The sequence below is a fragment of the Shinella sp. SUS2 genome, from assembly GCF_001262505.1.
Taxonomy (GTDB): Bacteria; Pseudomonadota; Alphaproteobacteria; order Rhizobiales; family Rhizobiaceae; genus Shinella.
In genome coordinates this window covers 59,111-82,649 of sequence record NZ_KQ410742.1, presented here as the reverse complement: position 1 = coordinate 82,649, position 23,539 = coordinate 59,111, and the positions used below count along the sequence as shown (strand labels likewise).

Annotated in this window: 20 protein-coding genes, 1 tRNA gene and 1 riboswitch; of the genes, 8 read left to right on the top strand and 13 right to left on the bottom strand. The window is 64.4% G+C overall.

Going from position 1 to position 23,539, the window contains the following annotated elements:
* Positions 1 to 67: 67 nt before the first annotated feature.
* The 5 genes from thiQ to AKG11_RS26525 all read right to left on the bottom strand — a co-directional run bounded on the left by thiQ (position 68) and on the right by AKG11_RS26525 (position 6,316).
* Positions 68 to 787 (bottom strand): thiamine ABC transporter ATP-binding protein, encoded by a 720-nt coding sequence (thiQ, locus tag AKG11_RS26545; RefSeq protein ID WP_050746096.1) that lies wholly within the window; start codon positions 785 to 787, stop codon positions 68 to 70.
* Positions 780 to 2,402, bottom strand: a complete 1,623-nt coding sequence (gene thiP, locus AKG11_RS26540; protein WP_050746123.1) for a thiamine/thiamine pyrophosphate ABC transporter permease — start codon at positions 2,400 to 2,402, stop codon at positions 780 to 782. Before thiP ends, thiQ begins: the two co-directional genes overlap by 8 nt.
* A gap of 4 nt (positions 2,403 to 2,406) precedes the next feature.
* Positions 2,407 to 3,414 carry a thiamine ABC transporter substrate binding subunit gene (gene thiB / locus AKG11_RS26535; RefSeq protein WP_050746095.1) on the bottom strand — a complete coding sequence of 336 codons (1,008 nt, stop codon included), beginning with the start codon at positions 3,412 to 3,414 and terminating at the stop codon, positions 2,407 to 2,409.
* Positions 3,415 to 3,452: 38 nt separating this feature from the next.
* A riboswitch (TPP riboswitch) is annotated at positions 3,453 to 3,568 on the bottom strand.
* Positions 3,569 to 3,659: 91 nt separating this feature from the next.
* A complete protein-coding gene (locus AKG11_RS26530; RefSeq protein WP_050746094.1) occupies positions 3,660 to 4,967 on the bottom strand; it encodes an NAD(P)/FAD-dependent oxidoreductase in 1,308 nt (435 codons plus the stop codon).
* Positions 4,967 to 6,316 carry a glutamine synthetase family protein gene (locus AKG11_RS26525; RefSeq protein WP_023516110.1) on the bottom strand — a complete coding sequence of 450 codons (1,350 nt, stop codon included), beginning with the start codon at positions 6,314 to 6,316 and terminating at the stop codon, positions 4,967 to 4,969. The genes AKG11_RS26530 and AKG11_RS26525 overlap by 1 nt, the downstream gene beginning before the upstream one ends.
* Before the next feature lie 177 nt (positions 6,317 to 6,493).
* Between AKG11_RS26525 and AKG11_RS26520 the strand changes: the two genes are divergently transcribed.
* On the top strand, positions 6,494 to 7,147 hold the full coding sequence (locus AKG11_RS26520) for a GntR family transcriptional regulator (protein WP_050746122.1): 654 nt from the start codon (positions 6,494 to 6,496) through the stop codon (positions 7,145 to 7,147).
* A 76-nt stretch (positions 7,148 to 7,223) separates the two neighbouring features.
* Positions 7,224 to 8,477: an NAD(P)/FAD-dependent oxidoreductase gene (locus tag AKG11_RS26515; RefSeq protein ID WP_050746093.1), complete on the top strand. Its 1,254-nt coding sequence runs from the start codon at positions 7,224 to 7,226 to the stop codon at positions 8,475 to 8,477.
* Positions 8,478 to 8,705: 228 nt separating this feature from the next.
* On the opposite strand, the gene AKG11_RS26510 is transcribed toward AKG11_RS26515, so the two are convergent.
* Positions 8,706 to 9,146, bottom strand: a complete 441-nt coding sequence (locus tag AKG11_RS26510) for an Lrp/AsnC family transcriptional regulator (RefSeq protein WP_165909364.1) — start codon at positions 9,144 to 9,146, stop codon at positions 8,706 to 8,708.
* Between the two features lie 112 nt (positions 9,147 to 9,258).
* Here AKG11_RS26510 and AKG11_RS26505 point away from each other — a divergent pair, with 112 nt between their 5' ends.
* Positions 9,259 to 10,359, top strand: coding sequence for a saccharopine dehydrogenase family protein (locus AKG11_RS26505; protein ID WP_023517112.1), 1,101 nt, complete (start codon positions 9,259 to 9,261; stop codon positions 10,357 to 10,359).
* Positions 10,360 to 10,514: 155 nt separating this feature from the next.
* Here the strand turns inward: AKG11_RS26505 and AKG11_RS26500 are convergent, their stop codons facing one another.
* Genes AKG11_RS26500 through AKG11_RS26485 form a run of 4 tightly spaced genes read right to left on the bottom strand, consistent with a single transcriptional unit; the run spans position 10,515 to position 16,127 of the window.
* Positions 10,515 to 11,747 carry a pyridoxal phosphate-dependent aminotransferase gene (locus tag AKG11_RS26500; RefSeq protein WP_050746092.1) on the bottom strand — a complete coding sequence of 411 codons (1,233 nt, stop codon included), beginning with the start codon at positions 11,745 to 11,747 and terminating at the stop codon, positions 10,515 to 10,517.
* Positions 11,748 to 11,753: 6 nt separating this feature from the next.
* Positions 11,754 to 13,277 (bottom strand): L-piperidine-6-carboxylate dehydrogenase, encoded by a 1,524-nt coding sequence (locus AKG11_RS26495; RefSeq protein ID WP_050746091.1) that lies wholly within the window; start codon positions 13,275 to 13,277, stop codon positions 11,754 to 11,756.
* Positions 13,278 to 13,299: 22 nt separating this feature from the next.
* On the bottom strand, positions 13,300 to 14,718 hold the full coding sequence (locus tag AKG11_RS26490) for an FAD-binding oxidoreductase (RefSeq protein WP_050746090.1): 1,419 nt from the start codon (positions 14,716 to 14,718) through the stop codon (positions 13,300 to 13,302).
* 11 nt (positions 14,719 to 14,729) lie between these two features.
* Complete coding sequence (locus AKG11_RS26485) at positions 14,730 to 16,127, bottom strand: 2-oxoadipate dioxygenase/decarboxylase HglS (RefSeq protein ID WP_050746089.1); 1,398 nt, start codon at positions 16,125 to 16,127, stop codon at positions 14,730 to 14,732.
* Between the two features lie 168 nt (positions 16,128 to 16,295).
* Here AKG11_RS26485 and AKG11_RS26480 point away from each other — a divergent pair, with 168 nt between their 5' ends.
* The 3 genes from AKG11_RS26480 (at position 16,296) to AKG11_RS34710 (ending at position 18,891) form a co-directional block, all read left to right on the top strand.
* Positions 16,296 to 17,192, top strand: a complete 897-nt coding sequence (locus AKG11_RS26480; protein ID WP_024271269.1) for a LysR substrate-binding domain-containing protein — start codon at positions 16,296 to 16,298, stop codon at positions 17,190 to 17,192.
* 122 nt (positions 17,193 to 17,314) lie between these two features.
* The gene (locus tag AKG11_RS26475; protein ID WP_050746088.1) at positions 17,315 to 18,598 is read left to right on the top strand and encodes an NAD(P)/FAD-dependent oxidoreductase; all 1,284 of its coding nucleotides are present in this window, start codon (positions 17,315 to 17,317) and stop codon (positions 18,596 to 18,598) included.
* A gap of 116 nt (positions 18,599 to 18,714) precedes the next feature.
* A complete protein-coding gene (locus AKG11_RS34710; RefSeq protein ID WP_024270203.1) occupies positions 18,715 to 18,891 on the top strand; it encodes a hypothetical protein in 177 nt (58 codons plus the stop codon).
* Positions 18,892 to 18,960: 69 nt separating this feature from the next.
* Here AKG11_RS34710 and AKG11_RS26470 read toward each other — a convergent pair whose 3' ends face one another.
* Positions 18,961 to 20,106: a CobW family GTP-binding protein gene (locus AKG11_RS26470; RefSeq protein WP_050746087.1), complete on the bottom strand. Its 1,146-nt coding sequence runs from the start codon at positions 20,104 to 20,106 to the stop codon at positions 18,961 to 18,963.
* A 52-nt stretch (positions 20,107 to 20,158) separates the two neighbouring features.
* Positions 20,159 to 21,274 (bottom strand): D-alanyl-D-alanine carboxypeptidase family protein, encoded by a 1,116-nt coding sequence (locus AKG11_RS26465; RefSeq protein ID WP_050746086.1) that lies wholly within the window; start codon positions 21,272 to 21,274, stop codon positions 20,159 to 20,161.
* Positions 21,275 to 21,405: 131 nt separating this feature from the next.
* Here AKG11_RS26465 and AKG11_RS26460 point away from each other — a divergent pair, with 131 nt between their 5' ends.
* The gene (locus AKG11_RS26460) at positions 21,406 to 22,566 is read left to right on the top strand and encodes a M20 aminoacylase family protein (RefSeq protein ID WP_050746085.1); all 1,161 of its coding nucleotides are present in this window, start codon (positions 21,406 to 21,408) and stop codon (positions 22,564 to 22,566) included.
* Positions 22,567 to 22,612: 46 nt separating this feature from the next.
* A tRNA-Arg gene (locus tag AKG11_RS26455) sits at positions 22,613 to 22,689 on the top strand.
* A 443-nt stretch (positions 22,690 to 23,132) separates the two neighbouring features.
* Here AKG11_RS26455 and AKG11_RS26450 read toward each other — a convergent pair.
* Positions 23,133 to 23,513, bottom strand: coding sequence for a hypothetical protein (locus AKG11_RS26450; RefSeq protein ID WP_023512680.1), 381 nt, complete (start codon positions 23,511 to 23,513; stop codon positions 23,133 to 23,135).
* Between the last annotated feature and the right edge of the window lie 26 nt (positions 23,514 to 23,539).

Sequence of the window (23,539 nt, the reverse complement as noted above, 5' to 3'; positions counted from 1 at the left end):
GGCTCCGGTGACACAGGGGGGCGTCCAAATTGTGGCGTGTCGCCGGGGCGCCAAGCCGGGTGTTCCGCTAAAGCGCGGAATGGCCGAGGAATTTTGCAACGGCTGGTGGCTCCCGTCGAGAAAGGAAATCGACGACCGGCTCCTGGAGAAGGATTGTGCCTGCCTCCAGGAACATGACCTGGTCCGCCAGTCGGCGGATGTCTTCCGGCTGGTGGGTGATGAAGAGCATCGTGCTCTTCGTCTCGTTGCGCAGCTCCGTCAGAAGTTTCGCCATCTCCGCCCGCATGGCCGGATCGAGCGCGGCGAACGGTTCGTCGAGCAGCAGGATCGGCCGGCGCCGTACGAGGGCGCGGGCAAGCGCCACGCGCTGCCGCTCGCCGCCCGAAAGCGAGCCCGGCAGGCGCTGCTCGTAGCCGCCGAGGCCGACGCGCGCGAGCGCGGCGAACACGCTCTCTCGCGCCGCCGCATCCAGCCGCAGCGCTGGATCGATACCGAGGCCGACATTGTCGGCAACCGTCAGGTGCGCGAAAAGATTGTTGTCCTGGAAGATGATCGAGACCGGCCGTTCCGCGGGATCCCGCTCTGCCATGGTTTCGCCGAGCAGCCGGACATCGCCTGAAGCCGGCGCCTGGAAGCCGGCGATAACGTTGAACAGCGTCGATTTTCCCGCGCCCGAGGGGCCGACGACTGCGACCGCGGCACCGGCTGGAATGGCGCAGTCGAAGGACAGCCGCTTTTCCCCGAAGTGCACGGCGACATCTGTGAGGTGGATGGCAAGGTCAGGCATCGGTGCTTGGTCTTTCAGTCGGGCGCTCCGCCGCGGTCGAGGGCAGCGTCAGGAGAAGGCATATTGCGCCGAGCAGCAGGGCGATGCCGGCGGCATCCGCGGTGCGATAGCTCGCCATGCGGGAGTAGAGCAGCCACGGCAGGGTGGTGAACCCTTCAGCACCGAAGATGGCGACGGCACCGAGATCGCCGAGCGACAGCGCCATGGCGAAGGCAAAGGCGGTGAGCAACGGTTTCCTGAGGGCGGGCAGGTCAATCCATCGCAGACGATGCATTCCGGTGACGCCGAGGCTGAGGGCGAGGCGAGCGGTGCGGATGAGATGGGTGCGGTAGGCCGGCTCCAGTACGCGCACGACGAAGGGCAGCGCCATCAGCGCGTTGAGCACGGTGACGACGGCGGGGGCGAAGCGTCCGGTCTCGCCGAAGGTTCTCAGCACGAGGAACCAGCCCGTAGCGACGACGACCGGCGGCACGAGCAGGATCAGCGAACCGACCGCGGGCAGGGCACGAGCCATCAGCCGTGTGGCGAGGTCGACCTTGCCCGTCTCGGCCAGCCGCGGCACGAGCACGATGGGCAGCGCGATCGAAAGGCTGAGGCAGGCCGAGGCGAAGGAAACTGCAAGGCTGGTGACGAGCGCCCGGTGCAGCAGCGGATCGAGCGCCAGCCGGCCGAGATCGGCGGAAAGGCCTGAGACGAGGGTGGCGACGAGAGGCGCTGCGGTGAAGAGGGTGAAGAGGAGGATGACCAGGCCATCGGGAAGGCGGTGCCGGCGGCCGTCGAAACGGCGGATGGCGCGGCCTGTCGTCATGCCCTCTTCGGGTGGCTTGCCGAACAGCGAGATCAGCCAGAGCAGGCTTGCCGTGACGAAGATCTGCAGGAAGGCGAGCAGGACGGCGCGTTCGGGGTCGAAATCGAAGCGCAGCGCCTGGTAGATCGCTACCTCGATCGTCGTTGCAGCCGGCCCGCCGCCGAGCGTCAGCGCGATGGTGAAGCTCGTTGCGCAGAGCATGAAGACGAGTCCGGCGATCCCCGGCAGGACCCGCCGGATGACAGGCCATTCGATAAGCCGGAACACTGCGCCGCTGCCCATGCCGAGATTGGCGGAGGTCAGCCAGTATTCGGCCGGAATGCGCTCGAGGGCCGCCAGCAGGAAGCGTGCGGCGAGCGGCAGGTTGAAGAAGACATGGGCAATCAGGATGCCGGCAAGCCCGTAGACGCTGACCGGGTTCTGCAGCCCGGTGAGCCCGAGCAGATCGTTGACGACGCCCTGTCGGCCCCAGACCTCGATGACGCCGAGTGCGGCGACCAGCGCCGGCAGGCCGAGCGGCACGACGGACAGCCGGATGATCCAGACGCGGCCGGAAAAATCCCGCTGTCGGGCGAGCGCCCGGGCGACCGGAATGGCGAGCAGGACGGACAGGAGTGTGGAGAGTGTCGCCTGCAGCAGAGTGAACTGCGCGACGCGCCCGATATAGGCATCGAGGAGCGGCGCGCCGGAACCGGAGCCGGCATGGGCGAGGAGCACGGCGGTCGCCGCACCGACGAAGACCAGCACGGTGCCGAGGGCGAGGCCCCCGGCGACACGCAATGTCCGTCGCTCGGTGCGGGCGAAGATCACGTTACTTGGCGCTCATCGCCGCGAGCCATTCGTCGATCCAGGCCTTGCGGTTGGCTGCAACCTCGTCCGACGACATCAGGAAGGTCTTTTCCGGCTTCACCAGCGCGTCGAAGGCGGCAGGCAGCGGGTCCTTCGTCTTGGCGGCCGGCATCATCCAGTTGGTTTCCGGAATGATCGACTGGAAATCCGGACCGGTCATGAAGGTCAGGAACTGGCGGGCAAGATCCTTGTCGTCAGCGGTGCGCGTCAGGCCGGCGACTTCGATCTGCACGTAATGGCCTTCGGAGAAGGCGGCGGCCTTGTATCGCTCGGTCTTCTCCGCGATGACGTGGTAGGCCGGTGAGGTCGTGTAGGACAGCACCATCGGCGCCTCGCCCTTGGTGAAGAGGCCATAGGCTTCCGACCAGCCGGGCGTGACGGTCAGCACGCGATCCTTGAGCTTGCTCCAGGCCTCGCCCGCCTTGTCGCCATAAACCGACTTCACCCAGAGCAGCAGGCCAAGACCGGGCGTCGACGTGCGCGGGTCCTCGATGACGATTTTTTGCGACGGGTCGCCTTCGACGAGGTCCTTGAGGCTTGTCGGTGGGGTCTTCAGCGTCTCGCTGTCATAGACGACGGCGAAATGGCCGTAGTCGTAGGGCAGGAATGTGTCGTCGGAGAAGCCGCCCGGCACGGTGAGGTCCGCCGGCGAAAGGCCATGCGCCTCGAAGAGGCCAGTCGCCTTGGCCTCGGTGATGAGGTTGGTGTCGAGGCCGAGAACGAGGTCGGCCTTGGTGCTTTCGCCTTCGAGCTTCAGGCGCGTCAGAAGTTCCACGCCATCGGCGACGCCGACCCATTCGACCGTGCAGCCGCAGGTCTTCTCGAAGGCTTCCTTGACCTTCGGGCCGGGGCCCCATTCGGCGACGAAGCTCTCGTAGGTGTAGACGGTCAGCGTCTTTTCCTGCGCGAGCGCGGGAAGGGCGAGGGAAACGGCCAGTGCCGCGATGGTGGAGAAAAGTGTCTTGCGCATCCGCGCCTCCTTGTTGTTCACAAAACGGGAGTAGGGCGCAGGATGTGCCGTCTAATCCCTCCGCCGGTACGAGCCGGATCAGGTTCTTCGGGTTGGCGAGACCGCCTCTCAGCCAATGGATCAAAAAAACCCGCTGGCACCCCGTTAGAGCAAGGCAAGGCATAGTCCCGCTTGTGACAGTACGCAAGGGGCAAGCAAAAGGCCGGCGCAAGCGCCGGCCCTGCCGTTCTGAAATGTGCCGGGCCTTAAAGGCCGAAGGCGTCCTTGAACTGATACCACCAGGAGCCGATGGTGGAATATTGCGCACGGAACATGCGCCCACCCGGGAAGGGAATCCAGGGCAGCTTTTCGAACTGGCTGAAGCGCGAGAGATCGCCGTCGACCGCTTCCGAGAGGATGCGGCCGAAGAGATGCGAGCCGGTGACGCCGTGGCCGCTGTAGCCGTGGGCAAAATAGGTGTTCTTGCCGATCTTGCCCATTTGCGGCACGCGCGAGAAGGAGAGGGCGAAGTTGCCGCTCCAGGCGTAGTCGATTTTTACGCCCTTCAGCGAGGGGAAGACCTTTTCGAGGTTTGGGCGGATTTTTGCGCGCACGTCGGCCGGATCGGTGCCGCCATAGACGGTGCCGCCGCCGAAAATCATGCGCTTGTCGGCGGAGAGGCGGAAGTAGTCGAGGATGTAGCGGACGTCCTCGACGCACATGTCGCTCGGGATCAGCGCATCGGCGCGCTCGGCGCCGAGCGGCTCGGTGGCGACCATCTGGGTGGAGACGGGCATGACGCGCGAAACCAGCTTCGGCACGACATGGCCGAGATAGGCATTGCCGCAAAGCACGGCGACCTTGGCGGTGACGCTGCCCTTCGCCGTGTGGATGACGGGCTTTTCCGCCTCGTGCTCGACGCGGGTGACGGGCGACTGTTCGTAGATCACGCCGCCAAGCGATTCCAGTGCCTTGGCCTCGCCGAGGGTGAGGTTGAGCGGGTGCATGTGGCCGCCGGTCGTGTCCAGCATGCCGCCGATATAGGCGTCGGTGTTGACCAGTTTGCTGATCGCTGCCTTGTCGAGCATCTGGTGGTCGTCCATGCCGTAGCTCTTCCAAAGGGCCTTCTTGTGCTCGAGGTCCTTCATGTGGGCGGGCGTATAGGCGGCATAGATGTTGCCGGTCTTCATGTCGCAATCGATGTCGTATTGCGAGACGATGCGGCGGATGATCTTGCCGCCTTCTTGCACCAGGCCGCCGACGAAGGCGCCGGCCTGATCGCCGTAGCGGCGCTTGATCGTGTCGAGGCTGGCATTGAGACCGTTGACGATCTGGCCGCCGTTGCGGCCCGACGCGCCCCAGCCGATGCCGGCGCCCTCGACCATCACGACCTTGTAGCCTTTTTCGGCAAGGTGGATGGCGGTGGAAAGGCCGGAATAGCCGGCGCCGAGCACGGCGACGTCGGCGGTGACAGCGCCTTCCAGCACCTTCGGCGTGCGGATGATGTTGCGGGAGGCGGCGTAGTAGCTGTCGGGATAGGCGCCGTTGCCGGCATAGGACTGGGTATTGGCCATCAGACGATTTCCAGGTAGGCGCTGAATTCGAAGTCGGTCACCTGTTCGGCAAAACCGGCGATTTCCTGCCGCTTGCAGGCGATCAGCATGGAGCGGAGATCCGTGTCGAAGATCTCCGAGACGATCGAGCCGTTCTCGAAGGCGGTGACGGCAGAGCCCCATTCCGAGGGGATGCGCGGCAGCTGCGAGAGATAGGCCCGGCCCGAGACCGGTGCCGGCGGCTCCCACTTGTTGCGGATGCCGACAAGGGCGGCGCCGAGAATGCCGGCCATGACGAGATAGGGGTTGGCATCGGCACCGGCGACGCGGTGCTCGATGCGGCGCGCCTTGTTGCTGCCGCCGGGAATGCGGATGGCGGCAGTGCGGTTCTCGTAGCCCCACGAAACGGAGGTGGGGGCATGCGTATCCGGGCGCAGGCGGCGGTAGGAGTTGAAATGCGGTGCGAAGAGCAGCGTCGATTCCGCCATGCCGCGCGTCAGGCCCGCGACGGCATGTTTCATGATGTCGGAGCCCTCGGGCGTGTCGTTGTCGAAGACGTTGTTGCCGTCCTCGTCGATCAGGCTGAAATGCATGTGCATGCCGCTGCCGGAGCGCATGCCGTAGGGCTTTGCCATGAAGGTGGCGGCAAAACCATGCTTGCGCGCGACGCCCTTGATGATGCGCTTGAAGAACAGCGCGTCGTCGGCGGCCTTCAACGGGTCGTCGGAATGCATCAGGTTGATTTCGAACTGGCCGATACCGTTTTCGGCGACGGCCGAATCCGCCGGCACATTCTGCCGTTCGCATTCCGCATAGACGTCGGAAAAGAACTGGCCGAAATCGTCGAGCTCGTCGATGGAGAGGATGGCGTCGGAGTCGAGCCGCTTGCCGGTATAGGGCGAGATGGGCGGCTGTGCATGGTCGGGCTCGGCGTCGATCAGGTAGAACTCCATTTCCGAGGCGACGACGGGGCGCAGGCCGAGTTCGTGGTACTGGCGCACGATATTGGCGAGTGCCTGGCGCGGGTCGGCAAGGAACGGTGTGCCGTCCTCCTTGAACAGCCAGAGCGGCACGACGGCGGACGGCTTCAACGTCCAGCTGACGGGGAGCGCGCCACGACCGGTTGCGGCGCAGATGCCGTCCATGTCGCCCGAGGCGAAGACATGGCTTGAGCCGACGATGTCCTCACCCCACACGTCCACGCCCACAATGGACAGCGGCATGCGAATGCCGCCCTTCAGCACCTTTTCCGCCTGCCCGACGGGCACGCGCTTGCCGCGCAGGATGCCGTTCAGGTCGCAGACCACGGCCTGGATGCTCTCCACGCCGTCGGCATTGATCAGCCAATTGGCATCATCGTTCGGAGTCATGGTTCCCTTCCGTATCACATAATTATTTTTGTGATCACATTTTCAAAATATGCACACTTTCTTGTCGGGGGTCAAGCTGCTAGAACCTGTCACAAAGCATAGGATAGCATCTGCAGCCTTTCGTGGAGGGATGGATTGGGCAATTTGGCGCTTGAGCCGCTGGACCGGCCGGACGGGATGACGACGCATGAATATGCGCATCGGCGCCTGCGCCAGGCGATCATGGTCGGCTCGATCCGGCCGGGGGAATCGTTGACGATCCGCGGCATTGCCGAAGCGATGGAGAGCAGCCCGACGCCGGTGCGCGAGGCGCTGCGCCGCCTTTCGTCCGAAGGGGCGCTGCGCGTGCTCGACAACAGGCGCATCATGGTGCCGCGCATGACGGCGGACCGGTTCAGCGAGCTCGTCTCGCTGCGTTCCGTGCTGGAGCAGCACGCCGCGCGCCGGGCGGTACCGCATATCACCGAGCGCCGGATCGACCGGCTGGAAGAGATCGACAAGGCGCAGGATGAGGCGATCGGGCGCAAAGACAATGCGAACGCCCTGCTCCTGAACCAGGAATTCCATCGCACGCTCTACACCGCCAATCCCGAGCAGGTGATCATGCCGATGGTGGAGAGCATCTGGCTCCAGCTCGGCCCCTTCCTCGGTATCGCCATGGAACATGTCGCCCAGCTCTACTTCGTCGATCGCCACCAGGAGGCCATCGAGGCGCTACGCAAGCGCGATGAGGATGCAGTGGCGGCGGCGATCAAGGCCGATATTTCCGAGGGCATCGGCGGTTTCGAGCGGGCGGCGATCGAGAACCTGTTGCGGCTGGCAGGCCAGTAGCCGGCGCTGCGGGCGCCTTGTCTTGCCGGGGCACGCATGCATTGATGTGCAAACGAAAGATCCTTGGGGCAGGCATATGAAGACGGATGTCATCGTTCTCGGCGCGGGTGTTGTGGGTATTTCGACCGCGATTCATCTGGCACGGCGCGGCAAGTCGGTGGTGCTCGTCGACCGGCGCGGGGCTGCGGAAGAGACCTCCTACGGCAATGCCGGCCTCATCCAGCGCGAGGGTGTTTTCCCTTACGGCTTCCCGCACGATTTCGGTGCGCTCTTCCGTTATGCGTTGAACAACACGATCGACGCGCACTACCATCCCTCGGCAATCCCCGGCATTATCCCGTTCCTTGCCCGCTACTGGTGGCATTCCGGTTTTCGCCAGCACCAGAGCATCGCCCATCTCTATGCACCGTTGATCGAGAACTCGATTTCCGAGCATGCCGACCTCATCGCCGCCTCGGGCGCCGAAGACCTCATCCAAAAGGACGGCTGGATGAAGGTGTTTCGCACCGAGAAGGAACGTGACAAGGCCTATGCGGATGCGGAAAAACTCTCCGCCAATTTCGGTGTCAACCACCAGAAGCTGACGACCCGGGAGGTCGCCGAGGCCGAGCCGTCCATTCGCGTGGAGCTCACCGGCGGCCTGCGCTGGACCGATCCCTGGTCGATCCTCGACCCGCAGAGCCTGCTGAAACGCTACCTTGCCTATTTCCAGTCGCTCGGCGGCGCGCTGAAGTCGGGTGATGCGGCGACCATCGAACATGTGCTTGAAGGCGAGGGCTGGCGCATCGCCACGCCGGAGGGACCGCTGGAAGGCAAAGAGGTCGTCGTGGCGCTCGGTCCCTGGGCCGATACGGTGACGCGCAAGCTCGGCTACCGCTTCCCGCTGGCGGTGAAACGCGGCTATCACATGCACTACGGCACGGAAGACGGTGCGAAGCTCAACAATTGGGTGCTCGATGCTGAACGCGGCTATTTCCTCGCGCCGATGCAACGTGGCATCCGCCTGACGACCGGCGCCGAATTCGCCAAGCGCGACACGCGCAAGACGCCGGTGCAGCTTCGCAGGGCGGAAAAGGTGGCGCGCGAGTTCTTCCCGCTCGCCGAGCGACGCGACGAGGAGCCCTGGATGGGCGCCCGCCCTTGCACGCCGGACATGATGCCTGTTATCGGCAAGGCGCCGCGCCATTCCGGCCTCTGGTTCGCCTTCGGCCACGCCCATCACGGCATGACGCTGGGCCCGATCACCGGCCGTGTGCTGGCGGAAAAGATGCTGGGCGAGCGCACGGTCATCAATATCGGGCCTTACCGACCGGAGCGGTTCATCGCCTGAGGCGGTTGCACGACGGATCCGCCGCAGTGCGGCGTTGAGGCGGCGCACCCGCCCTTGATCTGCCACAGCCCGCCACCCCGCCCTCCTTCGTCATCCTCGGGCTTGACCCGAGGATCCACGCATTACGGCGTAGCTTGAGTTTGTGGCATGGATCCTCGGCTCAAGGCCGACGATGACCGCGGAGAGGTGGAGAGCCTTGGCTGGGGTCGCCTGGTCCGATGTGGCAGCCTATCGCCTGATCCGCGTCGACAGAATGATCGACGACAGCGTGCGTTCCACGCCGTCGATAGCGCCGATGCGGTCGATCAGGTGATCGAGTTCGGCGATCGACGTTGCCTCGACCACGGCGATCAGGTCGAAACTGCCGCTTACCGAATGTAGGGTGCGTACGGCCGAGATGGCGTGCAGTTCCGTGGTGATGCGCGCCAGCGTCTTCGGCGCGATGGTGATCAGCACATGCGCCTTCACCATGCCGCTCTCATAGGCGTCCGAAAGCTTGACGCCATAGCCGGCGATCACGCCGTCCCGCTCCAGCCGGTCGATTTTTGCCTGCACGGTCGTGCGTGAGAGGCCCAGTTTGCGGGCGATCGTGGCTGTCTGTTCGCGGGCGTTCTCGCTGAGGATGGCGAGAAGTTCGCGATCCTTGGCACCTAGCGTCGAAATGCTCATTTTAACCGTCATTCTGCCGATACTGATGATTGATTATGCCGGATATGGCGCTTTAAATCGACAGTCTTCCCTCTCAAAATAAACGCATCAATTCATGCCGGAGGGAAATCACATGAAGGACATCGTCGTCATCGGCGCGGGCAAGATCGGCTCCACCATCGCCCGCATGCTGGCTCACAGCGGGGATTACCGCGTCACCGTCGCGGACCGTTCGGACGAGCAGCTTGCCGCCATCGAGCGCCACGATGCCGTTTCGACCGCCGTGGTCGATATCGCCGACGGCGCCGCGCTCCGCGCCCTGCTTGCCGGCAAGTTCGCCGTCCTCTCCGCTGCGCCCTATCATCTGACGGTCGCCATCGCGGAAGCCGCAGCAGACGCGGGCCTGCACTATCTCGACCTCACGGAAGACGTCGAATCCACCCGCCAGGTCAAGCGCATCGCGGAAAACGCCAAGACGGCCTTCATCCCGCAGTGCGGCCTTGCACCGGGTTTCATCTCCATCGTCGCCAACGATCTCGCCAGCCGTTTCGATTCGCTCGAAAGCGTGCGCATGCGCGTCGGCGCGCTGCCGCAGTATCCGTCCAACGCGCTCAACTATAACCTGACCTGGAGCACGGACGGCGTTATCAACGAATATATCGAGCCCTGCGAAGCCATCGTCGAAAGCGCGCTGATCGAGGTTCCGGCCCTCGAAGAGCGCGAGGAATTCTCGCTCGACGGCGTCACCTATGAAGCCTTCAACACCTCGGGCGGCCTCGGCACGCTCTGCGAGACGCTGAAGGGCAAGGTTCGCACGCTGAACTACAAGACGATCCGCTATCCCGGCCACGCCGCCATCATGAAGGCGCTCTTGAACGACCTCGGCCTGCGTCACCGCCGCGAAGTTTTGAAGGACATTTTTGAAAACGCCCTGCCGACCACCACGCAAGACGTCGTCATCATCTTCGTCACCGTCTCGGGTCGCAAGGGCGGTCGCCTGATCCAGGAAACCTACGCCAACAAGGTTTACAGCGCCCCGGTCGCCGGCGCCCTGCATTCGGCCATCCAGATCACCACGGCCGGCTCGATCTGCGCCGTGCTCGACATGCTCGCCGACGGGTCGCTGCGCGCCGAAGGATTCGTTCGCCAGGAAGAAATCGCCCTCGACGCCTTCCTCGCCAACCGTTTCGGTCACTACTACGCCCAGGAGCACCACGGCGCCCGCGCCGCTTGAGTTTCCAAACCCATTAAACGCCCCGGTCGAAGGCCGGGGCGTTTTCGCATCTGTGGCTCAGCCGCGGGGAAGTAGAGAACGCCACAAGGCGCGAACCCATAAAAATGGGGCCTCTTGCGAGGCCCCTTTTCTTTTGCCGATTTTTGCTTTGCCGCTCAGACGAGCCGGGCGCAGGCGTCTGCGATGCGCTTCAGCGCTTCCGCCAATTCGGCTTCCGACGTGGCGTAGGAGATGCGGAAATAGGGCGAGAGGCCGAAGGCCGAACCCGGAACGACGGCGACATGGGCGTCTTCGAGGAGATAATCCGTGAAGTCGCTGTCTGCCTCGATGCTCTTGCCCCTGGGTGTCACCTTGCCGATAACGCCAGCGCAGCCGGCGAAGGTGTAGAAGGCACCCTCGGGCGTGCGGCAGGTGAGGCCGGTGATGGCGTTCAACGCGGAGACGACGAGATCGCGGCGGTGCCTGAAGCTCGCCTGGCGGTCCTTCAAGAAGTCCTGCGGGCCGTTCAGCGCCTCGACCGAGGCGGCCTGGCTGACGGAGGAGGGGCAGGAGGTCGCCTGGCTCTGGATCACCGCCATGGCCTTGATCAGCGCCTTCGGGCCACCGGCATAGCCGATGCGCCAGCCGGTCATGGCATAGGCCTTCGAGACGCCGTTGATGGTGAGCGCACGGCTCTTCAGCCGCGGTTCGATGGCAACGGGGGTGACGAACTTGAATCCATCGTAGACGATGTGTTCGTACATGTCGTCGACCATCAGCCAGACATGCGGGTGTTTCAGCAGCACGTCGAGTAGCGGGCGGTAGTCGGCTTCGCCATAAGCGGCGCCCGAGGGGTTCGAGGGCGAGTTGAACAGCACCCAGCGGGTCTTCGGCGTGATCGCTTTTTCGAGCTGCTCGGCCTTCAGGCGAAAACCGGCTTCGGCGTCGCAGGGGATCAGCACCGGCACGCCGCCACAGATCTCCACGATGTCGGAATAGGACGTCCAGTAGGGCGTCGGGATGATCACCTCATCGCCCGGATTGACCGTCGCCATGAAGGCGTTGAACAGGATCTGCTTGGCGCCCGTCGCGACGGTGACCTCGTCGAGCGCGTAGTCGACATTGTTTTCGCGGCGAAATTTTTCGGTGATCGCCTTTTTCAGCTCCGGCGTGCCGTCGAGCGCGGTGTATTTCGTCTCGCCGCGGTCGATGGCGGCCTTGGCGGCAGCCTTGACGTTGTCGGGCGTATCGAAATCCGGCTCGCCGGCGCCGAGAATGATGACCGGTAGGCCGTCCTTCTTCATGGCAGAGGCGCGGGCGCCGATCTGCAGGATTTTGGAGACGCCGATGGCGGCGATGCGCGAGGCGGGCTGGAAGCCCGCCTCCTCGATTTTGCTTGCGACGGTCATGGCCGATTACTCGATATCGAAGGAGACGCCCTGGGCGAGCGGCAGGGCCTTCGAATAGTTCACCGTGTTGGTGGCGCGGCGCATGTAAGCCTTCCAGGCGTCGGAGCCGCTCTCGCGGCCGCCGCCGGTTTCCTTCTCGCCGCCGAAGGCGCCGCCGATTTCGGCGCCGGACGTGCCGATGTTGACATTGGCGATGCCGCAATCCGAACCGTCGACCGACAGGAAGCGTTCGGCCTCCTGGACGTTGAGCGTGAAGATCGACGACGAGAGGCCGGCGGCGACAGCGTTGTGATCGTCAAGAACGGCGTCGAAGTCGGAGTACTTCATGACGTAGAGGATCGGCGCGAAGGTTTCTTCGAGAACCGGGCCGGCCTGCTTCGGCATTTCGACGATGGCCGGCTTCACATAGTAGGCCGTGTCCTTGCCGGCGTCGGCAACGCGCTCGCCACCAGTGACGGAACCGCCTTCGGCCTTGGCCGCTTCCAGCGCCTTCTGCATGCCGTCGAAAGCCTGCTTGTCGACGAGCGGGCCGACCAACGCCGAGGTTTCCAGCGGGTTGCCGACGGAAACGCTGGTATAGGCCTTCTTCAGGCGCGGCACGAGCTGGTCGTAGACGCTGTCATGCACGAAGAGGCGGCGCAGCGTCGTGCAGCGCTGGCCGGCGGTGCCCATCGCACCGAAGGCAATCGCGCGCAGCGCCATGTCGAGATCGGCCGAGGGGCAGACGATGCCGGCATTGTTGCCGCCGAGTTCGAGAATCGAGCGGGCGAAACGCTTGGCGAGACGCGGGCCGACTTCCTTGCCCATGCGGGTGGAGCCGGTGGCCGAGACGAGCGCGACCTTGTGATTGTCGACGAGGGCTTCGCCGATGGTGCGGTCGCCGATGAGGACGATCGACAGGTTTGCCGGGGCATCGCCGAAGCGGGCGAGGGCGCGCTCGAAGATCGCCTGGCAGGCAAGCGCCGTCAGCGGGGTCTTTTCGGAGGGCTTCCAGACGATGGAATTGCCGGCGACGAGGGCGAGTGCGGCGTTCCACGACCAGACGGCGACCGGGAAGTTGAAGGCCGAGATGATGCCGACGACGCCGAGCGGGTGCCAGGTTTCCATCATGCGGTGGCCGGGACGCTCGGTGGCGATCGTCAGGCCGTAGAGCTGGCGGGAGAGACCGACGGCGAAATCGCAGATGTCGATCATTTCCTGCACTTCGCCGAGACCTTCCGAGGTGATCTTGCCGGCTTCGATGGAAACGAGGCGGCCGAGATCGGCCTTGGACGCGCGCAGTTCCTCGCCGAGCAGGCGAACGAGTTCGCCGCGCTTGGGCGCGGGCACGAGACGCCAGGCCTTGAAGGCGTCGTGGGCGGCGTCGATCGCCTTGTTTGTGTCAGTGGCCGAGACGGTCTTCAGCTTGCCGATCTCCTCGCCGCTGACGGGGCTGTAGGAGGCCATGTCGCCGCCCTGCCAGGCGCTGCGGGCAACGCCGAGCTTGTCGAGAAGGGCTGCGGTTTCCTGTTTCACGTCGACGTTCGTCATGGGGTGTCTCCCTGTCGGTTTCTTAAAAGGTGATCGCGCCGAGCGGGCCCGGCGAGGTGATGGTCTTCAGTCCGGCCGCGAGCTCGCGGAGCTTTTCCGGGGTGTATCTGTCATAAAAAACCTGGTTCTTGCGGCCGATGGCGTGTTCCGCGCTGAAGCTGCCACCGAATTGCTCGACGGCGACGGTGAAGACCCATTCGCGCAAATCCGCTTCGAAATCGGGATCGGCGAGCCGAGGATCATCCTTCGCGACGACCAGATTGAAGTGCACGCCGCCGTCGCCGATATGGCCGAAGTCGCAGATCGTGACGTCCTCGAAATGGTCAGGCATGTCCGCCTTCATATGGGCGAGGAAGGGCATGATGTCACCCCGGCGGAAGGACAGATCGAAGGCGATCAATCGTCCACGATGCTTCACGCCTTCGGACAGTGCATGGCGCAGCGCCCAGATCTCGTGCGGCGGGCCGACGAATGCGTCGGCGAGCGGCGCATCCTCGCGCTCCCAAATCGCGGCCAGCACCTCCTCCAGCACCGCATCAAGCGGCTGCTCACCCTCGCGCGGCGGGCTTGAACGGGAGATCTCCGCAAGGATGACGAAGTCGGGCACCACGCCACCCTGGAAAGGGTTGCGCAGCGACGGCACATGGTCGAGCGCGGCGGCGACCGCGTTGCCGGACATGCCTTCGAAAGCCGAGAGGTAGCTGCCGAGCGCGTCTTCCATGGCGACGAGCAGCGTTGCCACCTGCTCTGCCGAGGCGGGCACGAGCAGGGCGGTGGCAGACTGTTTCGGTGCCGGTTCGAGGTTCAGCACGCATTCGGTGACGATGCCGAAAGCGCCCGACGTACCGATGAAAAGCTGCTTCCAGTCGACACCGGTATTGTTCTTGCGCAGATCCGAAGACAGGTCGAGCACGGTGCCGGCCTCGTCGGCGAGCACCACCGTGAGGCCGAGAACGTTGCGGCGCACGTCGCCGTAGCGCAGGAAGCGCGAACCGCCGGTGTTCGTCGCGATCATGCCGCCAAGACGCGGGTCGGCGCCGAGGTCGATCGGAAAGAACAGGCCGCTCTCTTCGAGCCGGCCGTTGAGGTCGGAAAGGCGCAGACCCGCTCCGGCCGTGACGGAACGGTTTATCCGGTCGAGCTCGAAGGGCGCGTTCAGGCGGTCGAGGCTGAGCACACCCTGAAGGCCGCTACCGTCAGGCGTCGAGCCGGAGACGAGACCGGTATTGCCGGATTGCGGCACGAGGGCGATGGCGTTCCTCACGCAGTAGGAGACGACGGCAGAGGCCTCCGCCGTCGTGGCCGGACGCGCGACGAAAGCGGCGCGGCCCTTGTCATAGCGCGCGCCGGTCTCGTAGGCAGCCATGTCGGCTTCCTCGGTGAGAAGGCCCTTCTCGCCGGTGATGCCTTTCAGTACTTCGATATGGCGTGCCTCGATCATGCGTTCTTCCGTCACTCCGCAGCGGCAGCCATGTTCACGATGCCGAGGCACATTTCAAGCGACGCGCGCTGGATGGCGGCATAGTGCGCGAATTCGTCGAGCACGGCGGCGCCGAGATCGCGCTCGAACATCACCTGGTTCGGGCTTGCGACGAAGTCCTGGGTCGCGTCGTCGCCAAGGTTCGACTGGAAGATGCCTGCGGCACTGACCGGCAGGAAGTCCTCGTAGACGATCGGATCGAAGCGGATGAGGCCGGCTTCGATCGCCGTTTCGAGATCGGCGTTGCGGCCGGTGACGGCCTTGCCCTTCTGTGTCAGGGAGTAGGTGAAGTAGCCGAGGCCTGCCTTGCGGATGCCGTCCCAATCATCGGGAAAGGTCTTGAAGACGTCGGAGAGAGCGGCTTCGTATTCGTCAGCGTTGGAGCCGTCAGCGGCAGGACGTACGCGGGCGCGCGTCTCGGTCAGCAGCCCGTCATAGAGCGCGCGGCCCTTCGGCGTCAGCGCCACGCCGCGCTGCTCGATCTCGCCGAAGCGGGCCGTGTGGGAGCCTTCCTGCCAGGTGCCGTCGGCGCCGATGAAGGAGACGGCCTCTTCCAGGGCCTTGAACGAGGTCTGGCGCAGGAGGATCGGGCAGGTTCGGGTCGGCGGACCTTCGACGACGGCCTTCGGGGCGATGCCCTCTTCCGGCATGCGGGCCTGCACCTTGTCGATGTCGAGCGTGCGCGGCGTCAGGTGGTTGATGTGCGGACCCTTGAAGGAGACGACGTCGGCGATCAGACGATGCGCATCGTGCAGGCGCTTGTACATACCGGTGCTGACGATGGCCTGATCGTGCCAGCGGAAGGTTTCCAGCAGTTCGGTGACGAAGCGGGCGGCATCGGCCGCATCGAGGCCGCCGTCGCGTTCGGCCTTCTCGATGAACCTGACGGCTTCGTCGGTAAAGATCTTTCGCGCGGCGAGCACGTCGGCCGCTTCCTCGCGCAGTGTCTCGTCGGCGATGAGATCGAGGCGCAGCAGCGAGGTGAAGACGCGGAAGGGATTGCGGTTGAGGCTTTCCTCGCCGACCGGGCGGAAGGCGGTGGAATGCACCGGCACGCCCGCGGTGGAGAGATCGTAGTAGCCCACCGGATACATGCCCATGACGGCAAAGGCGCGGCGCATCATGGAAAGCTCTTCCGGCGTGCCGAGGCGGATGGCGCCGTGGCGTTCCTCGGAGATGCGCTCCAGCGTGTCCGTCGCCTCGAGACGTTCCTTGAGGACGGGGTCGGCGGCGAGCGTCTCGGCGTTCACATCGGCCACCAGCGCCATCAGCGTGCCATAGGCCGGAACCTCGGTGCGATACATGGCGGACATGGCGGTGGAGAAGTCCGCGCGGATCGTGTCGGCGGAAACGTGCGAATTTGCTTTCATGGCGAGTGATCTCATCTCGGTGTTGCGCAATTCCAGGAAAACCGCTTCACACTTTTCGTGGAATTGCTTTAGAAGGGTGGGAGGCCCTGATCATTCTCAAAACGGATCATACCGGATCGTTTCTTCCCGCGATTGCGACCGTTCTGACTATGTTGATGCGAGGAAAGAATGAAGCTCAGTCGAAGGCTGATTCCTGACGTCACCACGCTGCAAGCGTTCGAATGTGCTGCCCGTCATGGCAGCTTCACGCAGGCGGCCCATGAGCTGAACCTCACCCAGAGTGCCGTCAGCCGCCAGATCAAGGACCTCGAGGAACAGCTCGGCGTGCTGCTCTTCGAGCGTGTGCGCCAGCGCGTGGTGCTCTCCGACGACGGCCGCCGTTTCCTGCCGGAAGTACGCAAGCTGCTGCATCAGACGGAAGAGACCATGCTGCGCGCCATGGCGTCGGCCTCTTCCGAGCACAGCCTTTCCATCGCGACGCTGCCGACGTTCGGAAGCCGCTGGCTGACGCCGCGCATTCCGGGTTTTCTTGCGGAAAATCCGGGCACGATCGTCAACATCGCCTCGCGCTCGGCGCCATTCGATTTCGACGAGGAGAATTTCGACCTTGCGATCCACTACGGCCAGCCGGTCTGGGCGCGGGCGGCCTGCTCCTATCTGTGCAGCGAGGTCATCCTGCCCGCGGCGAGCCCGGAACTGGTAAAATCCTGGAACCTTGCCGAGCCGAAGGACCTGGAAAGAGCACCGCTCCTGCATCTTGCGACGCGGCCGAAGCTCTGGGCACAATGGTTCGAGCTGAACGGTGGCTCGGCGGATACGGCCTATCGCGGCCACCGCTTCGACCAGTTCTCCATGGTCATCGAGACGGCCGTCGCCGGGCTCGGCTTCGCGCTCCTGCCGTATTATCTGATCGAGCAGGAGCTGGCGAACGGCCGGCTTGCCGTCGTTTTCGACCGGCCGATGGAGACGGAGAACAGCTATTATCTCGTCGTGCCGGAGGGAAAGCTTGAAAACCCGCTGAGTCAGGCATTTCGCGCCTGGATCTCCAAGCAGGTCCCGGCGTAGGATTTCCGCGACCGATCATGCGGCGGGGGCATGACCCCGTTCTCATTTTTTGCTTTAGTCGTCGTGCCGCATGGCCGATTGTGCGGCGAGAAATCCTCCTCCTCCGGAAAAGACTGACGCCCATGCTCAACGATCCGCGCTCCCATGGCCTTTGGGAGATGACCGCTCCGCCCGCCCCCGAAACCGTTGCCTTTTCCGGCAAGGCGGAGGCGGATGTCGTCATCGTCGGCGGCGGTTATACCGGCTTTTCGGCGGCGCTGCATCTGGCCGGGCGCGGCACGCGGGTCATCCTGCTTGAAGGGGCGGAGATCGGCTATGGCGGCTCGGGCCGCAATGTCGGCCTCGTCAATGCGGGCATGTGGGTCATGCCGGACGAGTTGCCGGGCGTGCTCGGCGACGTGCACGGCGGCCGGTTGCTGGAACTTCTCGGCAATGCGCCCCGTGCGGTGTTCGATCTCGTCGAAAAGCATGCCATCGACTGCGAGATCAATCCGGCGGGCACGCTGCATTGCGCCGTCGGAAAGGCGGGTCTCGACGAATTGAAGCAGCGCGCAGAGCAGTGGGCCCGTCGCGGCGCCCCGGTGCGCCTGCTGGATGCCGCCGAGACGGCGGCGAAGGTGGGCACCGAGGCTTATGCCGGCTCGCTTCTCGACATGCGCGCCGGCACGATCCAGCCGCTGGCCTATGCGCGCGGCCTTGCCCGTGCGGCGATTGCAGCGGGTGCCCAGGTCTTCACGGCAAGCCGGGTGACGGGCGCAGAGCGGACCGGAAAACGTTGGACGGTAAAGACCGCGCGCGGCTCTGTCACGGCGGACTGGGTGGTGGTTGCGACCAACGCCTATACGGTCGCGCCCTGGAACGAGGTGCGCACCGAGCTCGTGCATCTGCCCTACTTCAACTTCGCCACCGTTCCGCTTTCGCCCGAGATGCAGGCAAGGATCCTGCCGGAGCGCCAGGGCGCCTGGGACACGAAGGAAGTGCTCTCCTCCTTCCGCTTCGACAAGCGTGGCCGGCTGGTGTTCGGCAGTGTCGGTGCGCTGCGCGGCGCGGGTACAGGCATCCACAAGGCCTGGGCGCGGCGCGCGCTGAAAAAGCTCTTTCCCGCTATCGGCGACGTCGCTTTCGAGGCGGAATGGTACGGCAAGATCGGCATGACCACGGACAACCTGCCGCGCTTCCACCGCCTTGCCGACAACGTCATCGGCTTTTCCGGCTACAACGGCCGCGGCATCGCGCCGGGCACTGTCTTCGGCCGCACGCTGGCGGAGCTCGTTTCCGGCGAGATCGCCGAACGGGACCTGCCGTTGCCGGTAAGCGAACCCGAAGCGCAGTCCTTCCGCTCGATGCGCGAGGGCTATTACGAACTCGGCGCGCAGATCGCCCATTTCGCCGGCGCCCGCTTCTGATTTCAGAGGAGAGAGCCCGCCTGTTTCCTGCGGAACAGCGGGCGGCGGGGCGATGTGCGATCTTCTGATCACCGGATGAGAGAGGCTCATCCTTACCAGAGATCAGGAGAGACCCCATGCGCAAGATCATCGTTTCCGCCACCGTTGCCCTCGTCGCCGCCGTCTCCTTCGCGGCGCCCTCGCAGGCCGGCTACTACAGCTACGGCTACGAGCCCTATTGCTTCATCAAGAAGGTGAAGTCCTACGACTACTACGGCAACGTCGTCATCAAGAAGATCAAGGTCTGCAAGTAAACATCGCCCAGACTGACCTCCCCAAAGACCCGGATGTTCCCTGCATCCGGGTCTTTTGCCGTGCTGCGGTCAGAGGCGCAGGCCCGGAATGGCGAGCGGATTGTCGGAGAGCGCGGCGCGGTCCGGCCGGTCGATCCTGGGAGTGCCGGTAAACGCATCGAAGAGGTCGCGCACGAAGGCTTCCGGCAGGTCCTTGGTGATGAGCACCAGTCGTGTGCGGCGGTCCGCCGGGTCGGGCCAGGCGGAAAGGCGCTCCGGCGGATGAAAGACGCTCTGCACACCCTGCAGCACCAGCGGCCGCTCCGGCGTGTTCGACATCAGCACGATGCCCTTCATGCGCAGGAGCTTTTCTCCGTGCGCGGAGCGCAGCAGGTCGATGAACATTTCCAGCGCCATCGGATCGACCGGGCGGTCGTGCACGATGCTGAAGGAGCGGATCGTCGCGTCGTGGCGGGTCACGTCATGGGCGTGCTGGTGGTCGTGGTGGTGATGCCCGTGATCATGCCCATGGTGATGGTGCCCATGATCATGGTGGTCGTGTGCTTCCTCGTGCAGCCAGCGGCGGACGTCAGGAATCTTGCTGCCGGGATCGTAAAGTCCATTGGCGAGGAGGGCGGGGCCGACGAGACCAGGCGTGTCGATATCCACGATGCTTGCCCGTGGATTGAGTGCGGCAATCTCCCGCTTCACCGCCTCTACCGTTGCGGCATCTGAAAGCGAGATCTTGCTGATCAGCACGCGGTCGGCGACGGCGACCTGCTTGACGGCTTCCGGATGGTTGGCGAGCGTCGACAGGCCGTTGACGGCATCGACCACTGTTATCACGCCGTCGAGGCTGAAGGACTGGCTGAGCACGGGATTGCCCATGACGGATTGCAGCACCGGTGCTGGATCGGCAAGGCCGGTGGTCTCGATCACCACACGCTTCAGCGGCTGGATCTTGCCCGTCTGCATGCGATCCATCAGGTCGGCGAGCGTATCGACCAGTTCGCCGCGGATGGTGCAGCACAGGCACCCGTCGGAAAGCTCGATGACGCCGTCGCTCGACTGTTCGACGAGCAGATGGTCGATGCCGACCTCGCCGAATTCGTTGATGATGACGGCCGTGTCCGTGAGTGTCGGATCCTTCAGCAGGCGGTTGAGCAGGGTCGTCTTGCCCGCGCCCAGAAATCCGGTCAACACGGAAACCGGCACGCGCCGCTCAGCAAGGGTCATGGTCTTTCCAATCAAATGGGGCCAATCAAACGGGCCAGTCAAAAGGGGCCGTTCAGAAGGTGGTGGGACGCGGAATCGGGATCGGCACATTGGCAAGGCCGCCGGTATCGCCGACGGCGACCTGCTCGTTGCCGGCAGGCTTCGCCGTGTCGCCGCCCATGAGGCCGGCAAAGACCAGCTTCAGCGGCCGGTTGAGCTCATGGATGTAGGGTGACACGAGCTTCTGGCGTCCGGCCTCGTCACGGCCTTCGCTGCGCACCTTGGCTGCGTGCTTCGAGCAGATTTCCTGCGACACGTCGGTGACGATGTCGCGAGTCTCGCCATAGGGGCGAAGCTGGCCGAGCGTCGGTACATTGCCCGCCCGCATCGTCAGGCCCTTTTCCAGCATGCCGGCGGAAATGTCCGCCCGTGCGCCGAGGCTGTCGGAGCCGAGCACGACGGAGACGACGCTGCGGCCGTTGCGGGTGGCCGAAGACACCTGGTTGAAGCCGGAGGCGCAGATGAAGCCGGTCTTCATGCCGTCAGCGCCGTCAAAGCGGCCGATCAGCATGTTGAAATTCGGATACTGCTTCTTGCCGGTAGTGAAGCCTTCCAGCGCGAAATAAGGGGCGTATTGCGGGAATTCTCGCTTCAGCGTTACCGCAAGGACCGCAAGGTCGCGTGCCGTCGTGTACTGGCCCTTGCCGGGCAGGCCGTTGGGATTGATGAAGCGCGAGGAGCTCATGCCGATGCGGGCCGCCTCTGCGTTCATGCGGTCGACGAAGGCCTGCTCGGAGCCGGAGATCGTCTCGCCGATGGCGACGGAAACGTCGTTGGCCGACTTGACGAGGATGATCTTCAGCGCGCTGTCGAGCGTCATCTTCTGACCGGGCTTGAAGTACATCTTGCTCGGCGGCTCGGCGGCGGCATGTTTGCTCATGACGACCGGGCTTTCCAGCGTCAGCTCGCCGGCCTTGACGGCGCGGAACACGGTATAGGCCGTCATCAGCTTGGTCAGCGAGGCCGGATACCAGCGCTGGAAGGCATCCTCATGCTCGATGACCTTCAGCGTGTTGACATCCACCAGGATGCGCGGGGCGGCGCTTGCCGCGTTCGCCAGAAGGGAGGCTGCGAGCAGCAGGCTGGAGCCCAATAGCCATGCGCTCCGGCGCGTCGTTCGTCCGTTCATCTGCAAGGGTCTCACCTCGAAATCGGGAGTTGTCTCGAACCGTCGCCCTATTTAACCTATATGGCACCGTGATGGCAAAGCCATCGAATGCAGTTGGCCGCTTTCGCGGCCGAAATGACAGGAAGTGTTGCATGCCCATCCTCAACCGCGCCGCAGAGATGCAGGATGAAATCGCCGAATGGCGCAGGCACATCCACCGGGAGCCGGAAATCCTCTTCGCGGTGGAAAAGACCGCCGCCTTCGTCGCTGAAAAGCTGCGTGAATTCGGCGTCGACGAAATCGTGACCGGCATCGGCCGCACCGGCGTCGTCGGCCTTATCCGCGGCAAGGCTGCGGGGCGCACCATCGGCCTTCGTGCCGACATGGATGCCCTGCCCATCGAGGAGACGAGCGGAAAGCCCTGGGCCTCGACCGTCAGGGGCAAGATGCATGCCTGCGGCCATGACGGGCACACGGCCATGCTGCTCGGCGCGGCGAAGTATCTCGCCGAGACGCGCAGTTTCTCCGGCAATGTCGCGGTCATCTTCCAGCCGGCCGAAGAGGGTGGCGGCGGCGGCAACGAGATGGTCAAGGACGGCATGATGGAGCGTTTCGGCATTGCCGAAGTCTACGGCATGCACAATCTGCCCGGCATGCCGGTCGGCTCCTTCGGCACGCGCCCCGGCCCGATCATGGCCGCGACCGACGAGTTCAACATCACGGTGAAGGGTCGCGGCGGCCATGCCGCCCTGCCGCACAAGACGGTCGATCCGATTGTCATCGGTGCGCAGGTGGTTTCCGCGCTGCAGACCATCGTCTCGCGTGTCGCCGATCCGATTGCCTCCCTCGTCGTCTCTGTTACCAAATTCAACGCCGGTTTCGCCCACAACGTCATCCCGGAGACGGCGCAGCTTGCCGGCACGGTGCGCACCCTGAGCGCCGTGATGCGCCAGGAGGCCGAAGCCCGGATCCGCCAGATCTGCAGCGGCCTTGCCGCCGCGCATGGTGCCGAGATCACGGTCGGCTACCACCGCAACTACCCCGTCACGGCCAATCATCCCGACGAGACCGACCATGCCGTTGCCGTCGCGCGCGAAATCGCCGGCGAGGCTGCGGTCGATCCCGCGCTGGACCCGATGATGGGCGGCGAGGATTTTTCCTACATGCTGCTCGCCCGCCCCGGTGCCTTCGTCTTCCTCGGCAACGGCGACAGCGCGGGCCTGCACCACCCTGCCTACGATTTCAACGACGACGCGATACCCCATGGCGTGAGCTATTGGGTCAAGCTTGCCGAAAGCCGCCTCGCCGCCTGAAAATCGCTTGGCTAAAAGCCCCGGCTTTTGTATGGGTTCAGTCAGTGGTCCCGTAGCTCAGCAGGATAGAGCACCAGATTCCTAATCTGGGGGTCCCGCGTTCGAATCGCGGCGGGATCACCATTGCCTTGATGCTCCTGCCGTCTCTTCCGACAAGTATCCGGATACTGCTCTCCGCACGCGGACCTGCATGCAAATCCGGACATGGTCGATGGCGGCATCGAATGAGAATTTCGACGCTCCACTCGACGATTACGATCAAAAATTGAAGCTTGGAGTAGGGGGGTCCGGGAGGAGATATGAAGAACCGGCAGAACGAGAAGGCTAAGCTGGCCGCGCGCTATCTCAATGGCATTGCCATCGCGGTTGCTTTGGCGGGGCCTTGACGCCCCCCCTGGCAGGGATTCATGAAAATCCGGGTCCGATAAACTGGACGACCGCTGGTATCGTGGCGATCTGCATGGTCGTTTCGGTGTCGTTCCACGCAATGGCGCGTCGGGCGTTGAGTTACCTGCTGGACTAGGTCTGGCCCAAGCGTTGGGGGCCATCGCCCCGATTTGGAGGGATCAGACGTCCTCCTTCTCGCGCTCCGGCGTGACGACGCGCGGCTTGGGGCGAATGGAGGGGATGGCGGAGGGTTTGGTGACGACCTTCGGCTGCGGGGCTTTCAGGCCGAGCATGCTGCGGATCCGGTCGCTGACCAGGGGGCGGAAGCGGGTGGCGCGGAAGGGCATGTCGTCGGCCCCGTAGCCTTCCGGGCCGTCGTCCTTGCCGCGGTAGAGTTCGACCAGCTTGATGCCGTAGAAATCGCCATCGACATAGTGGCGGTAGTGGCCGGTCCAGCGGACCGTATAGACCTGCCCTTTGCGGATGCCCTGGTCGATCGAGACATTCTTGAAGCGGTCGTTGATGCAGACGACCTTCTGGCCGACACGGAACGTGGGCATGCGATGGTCCCCTCCAGTGACCGGCC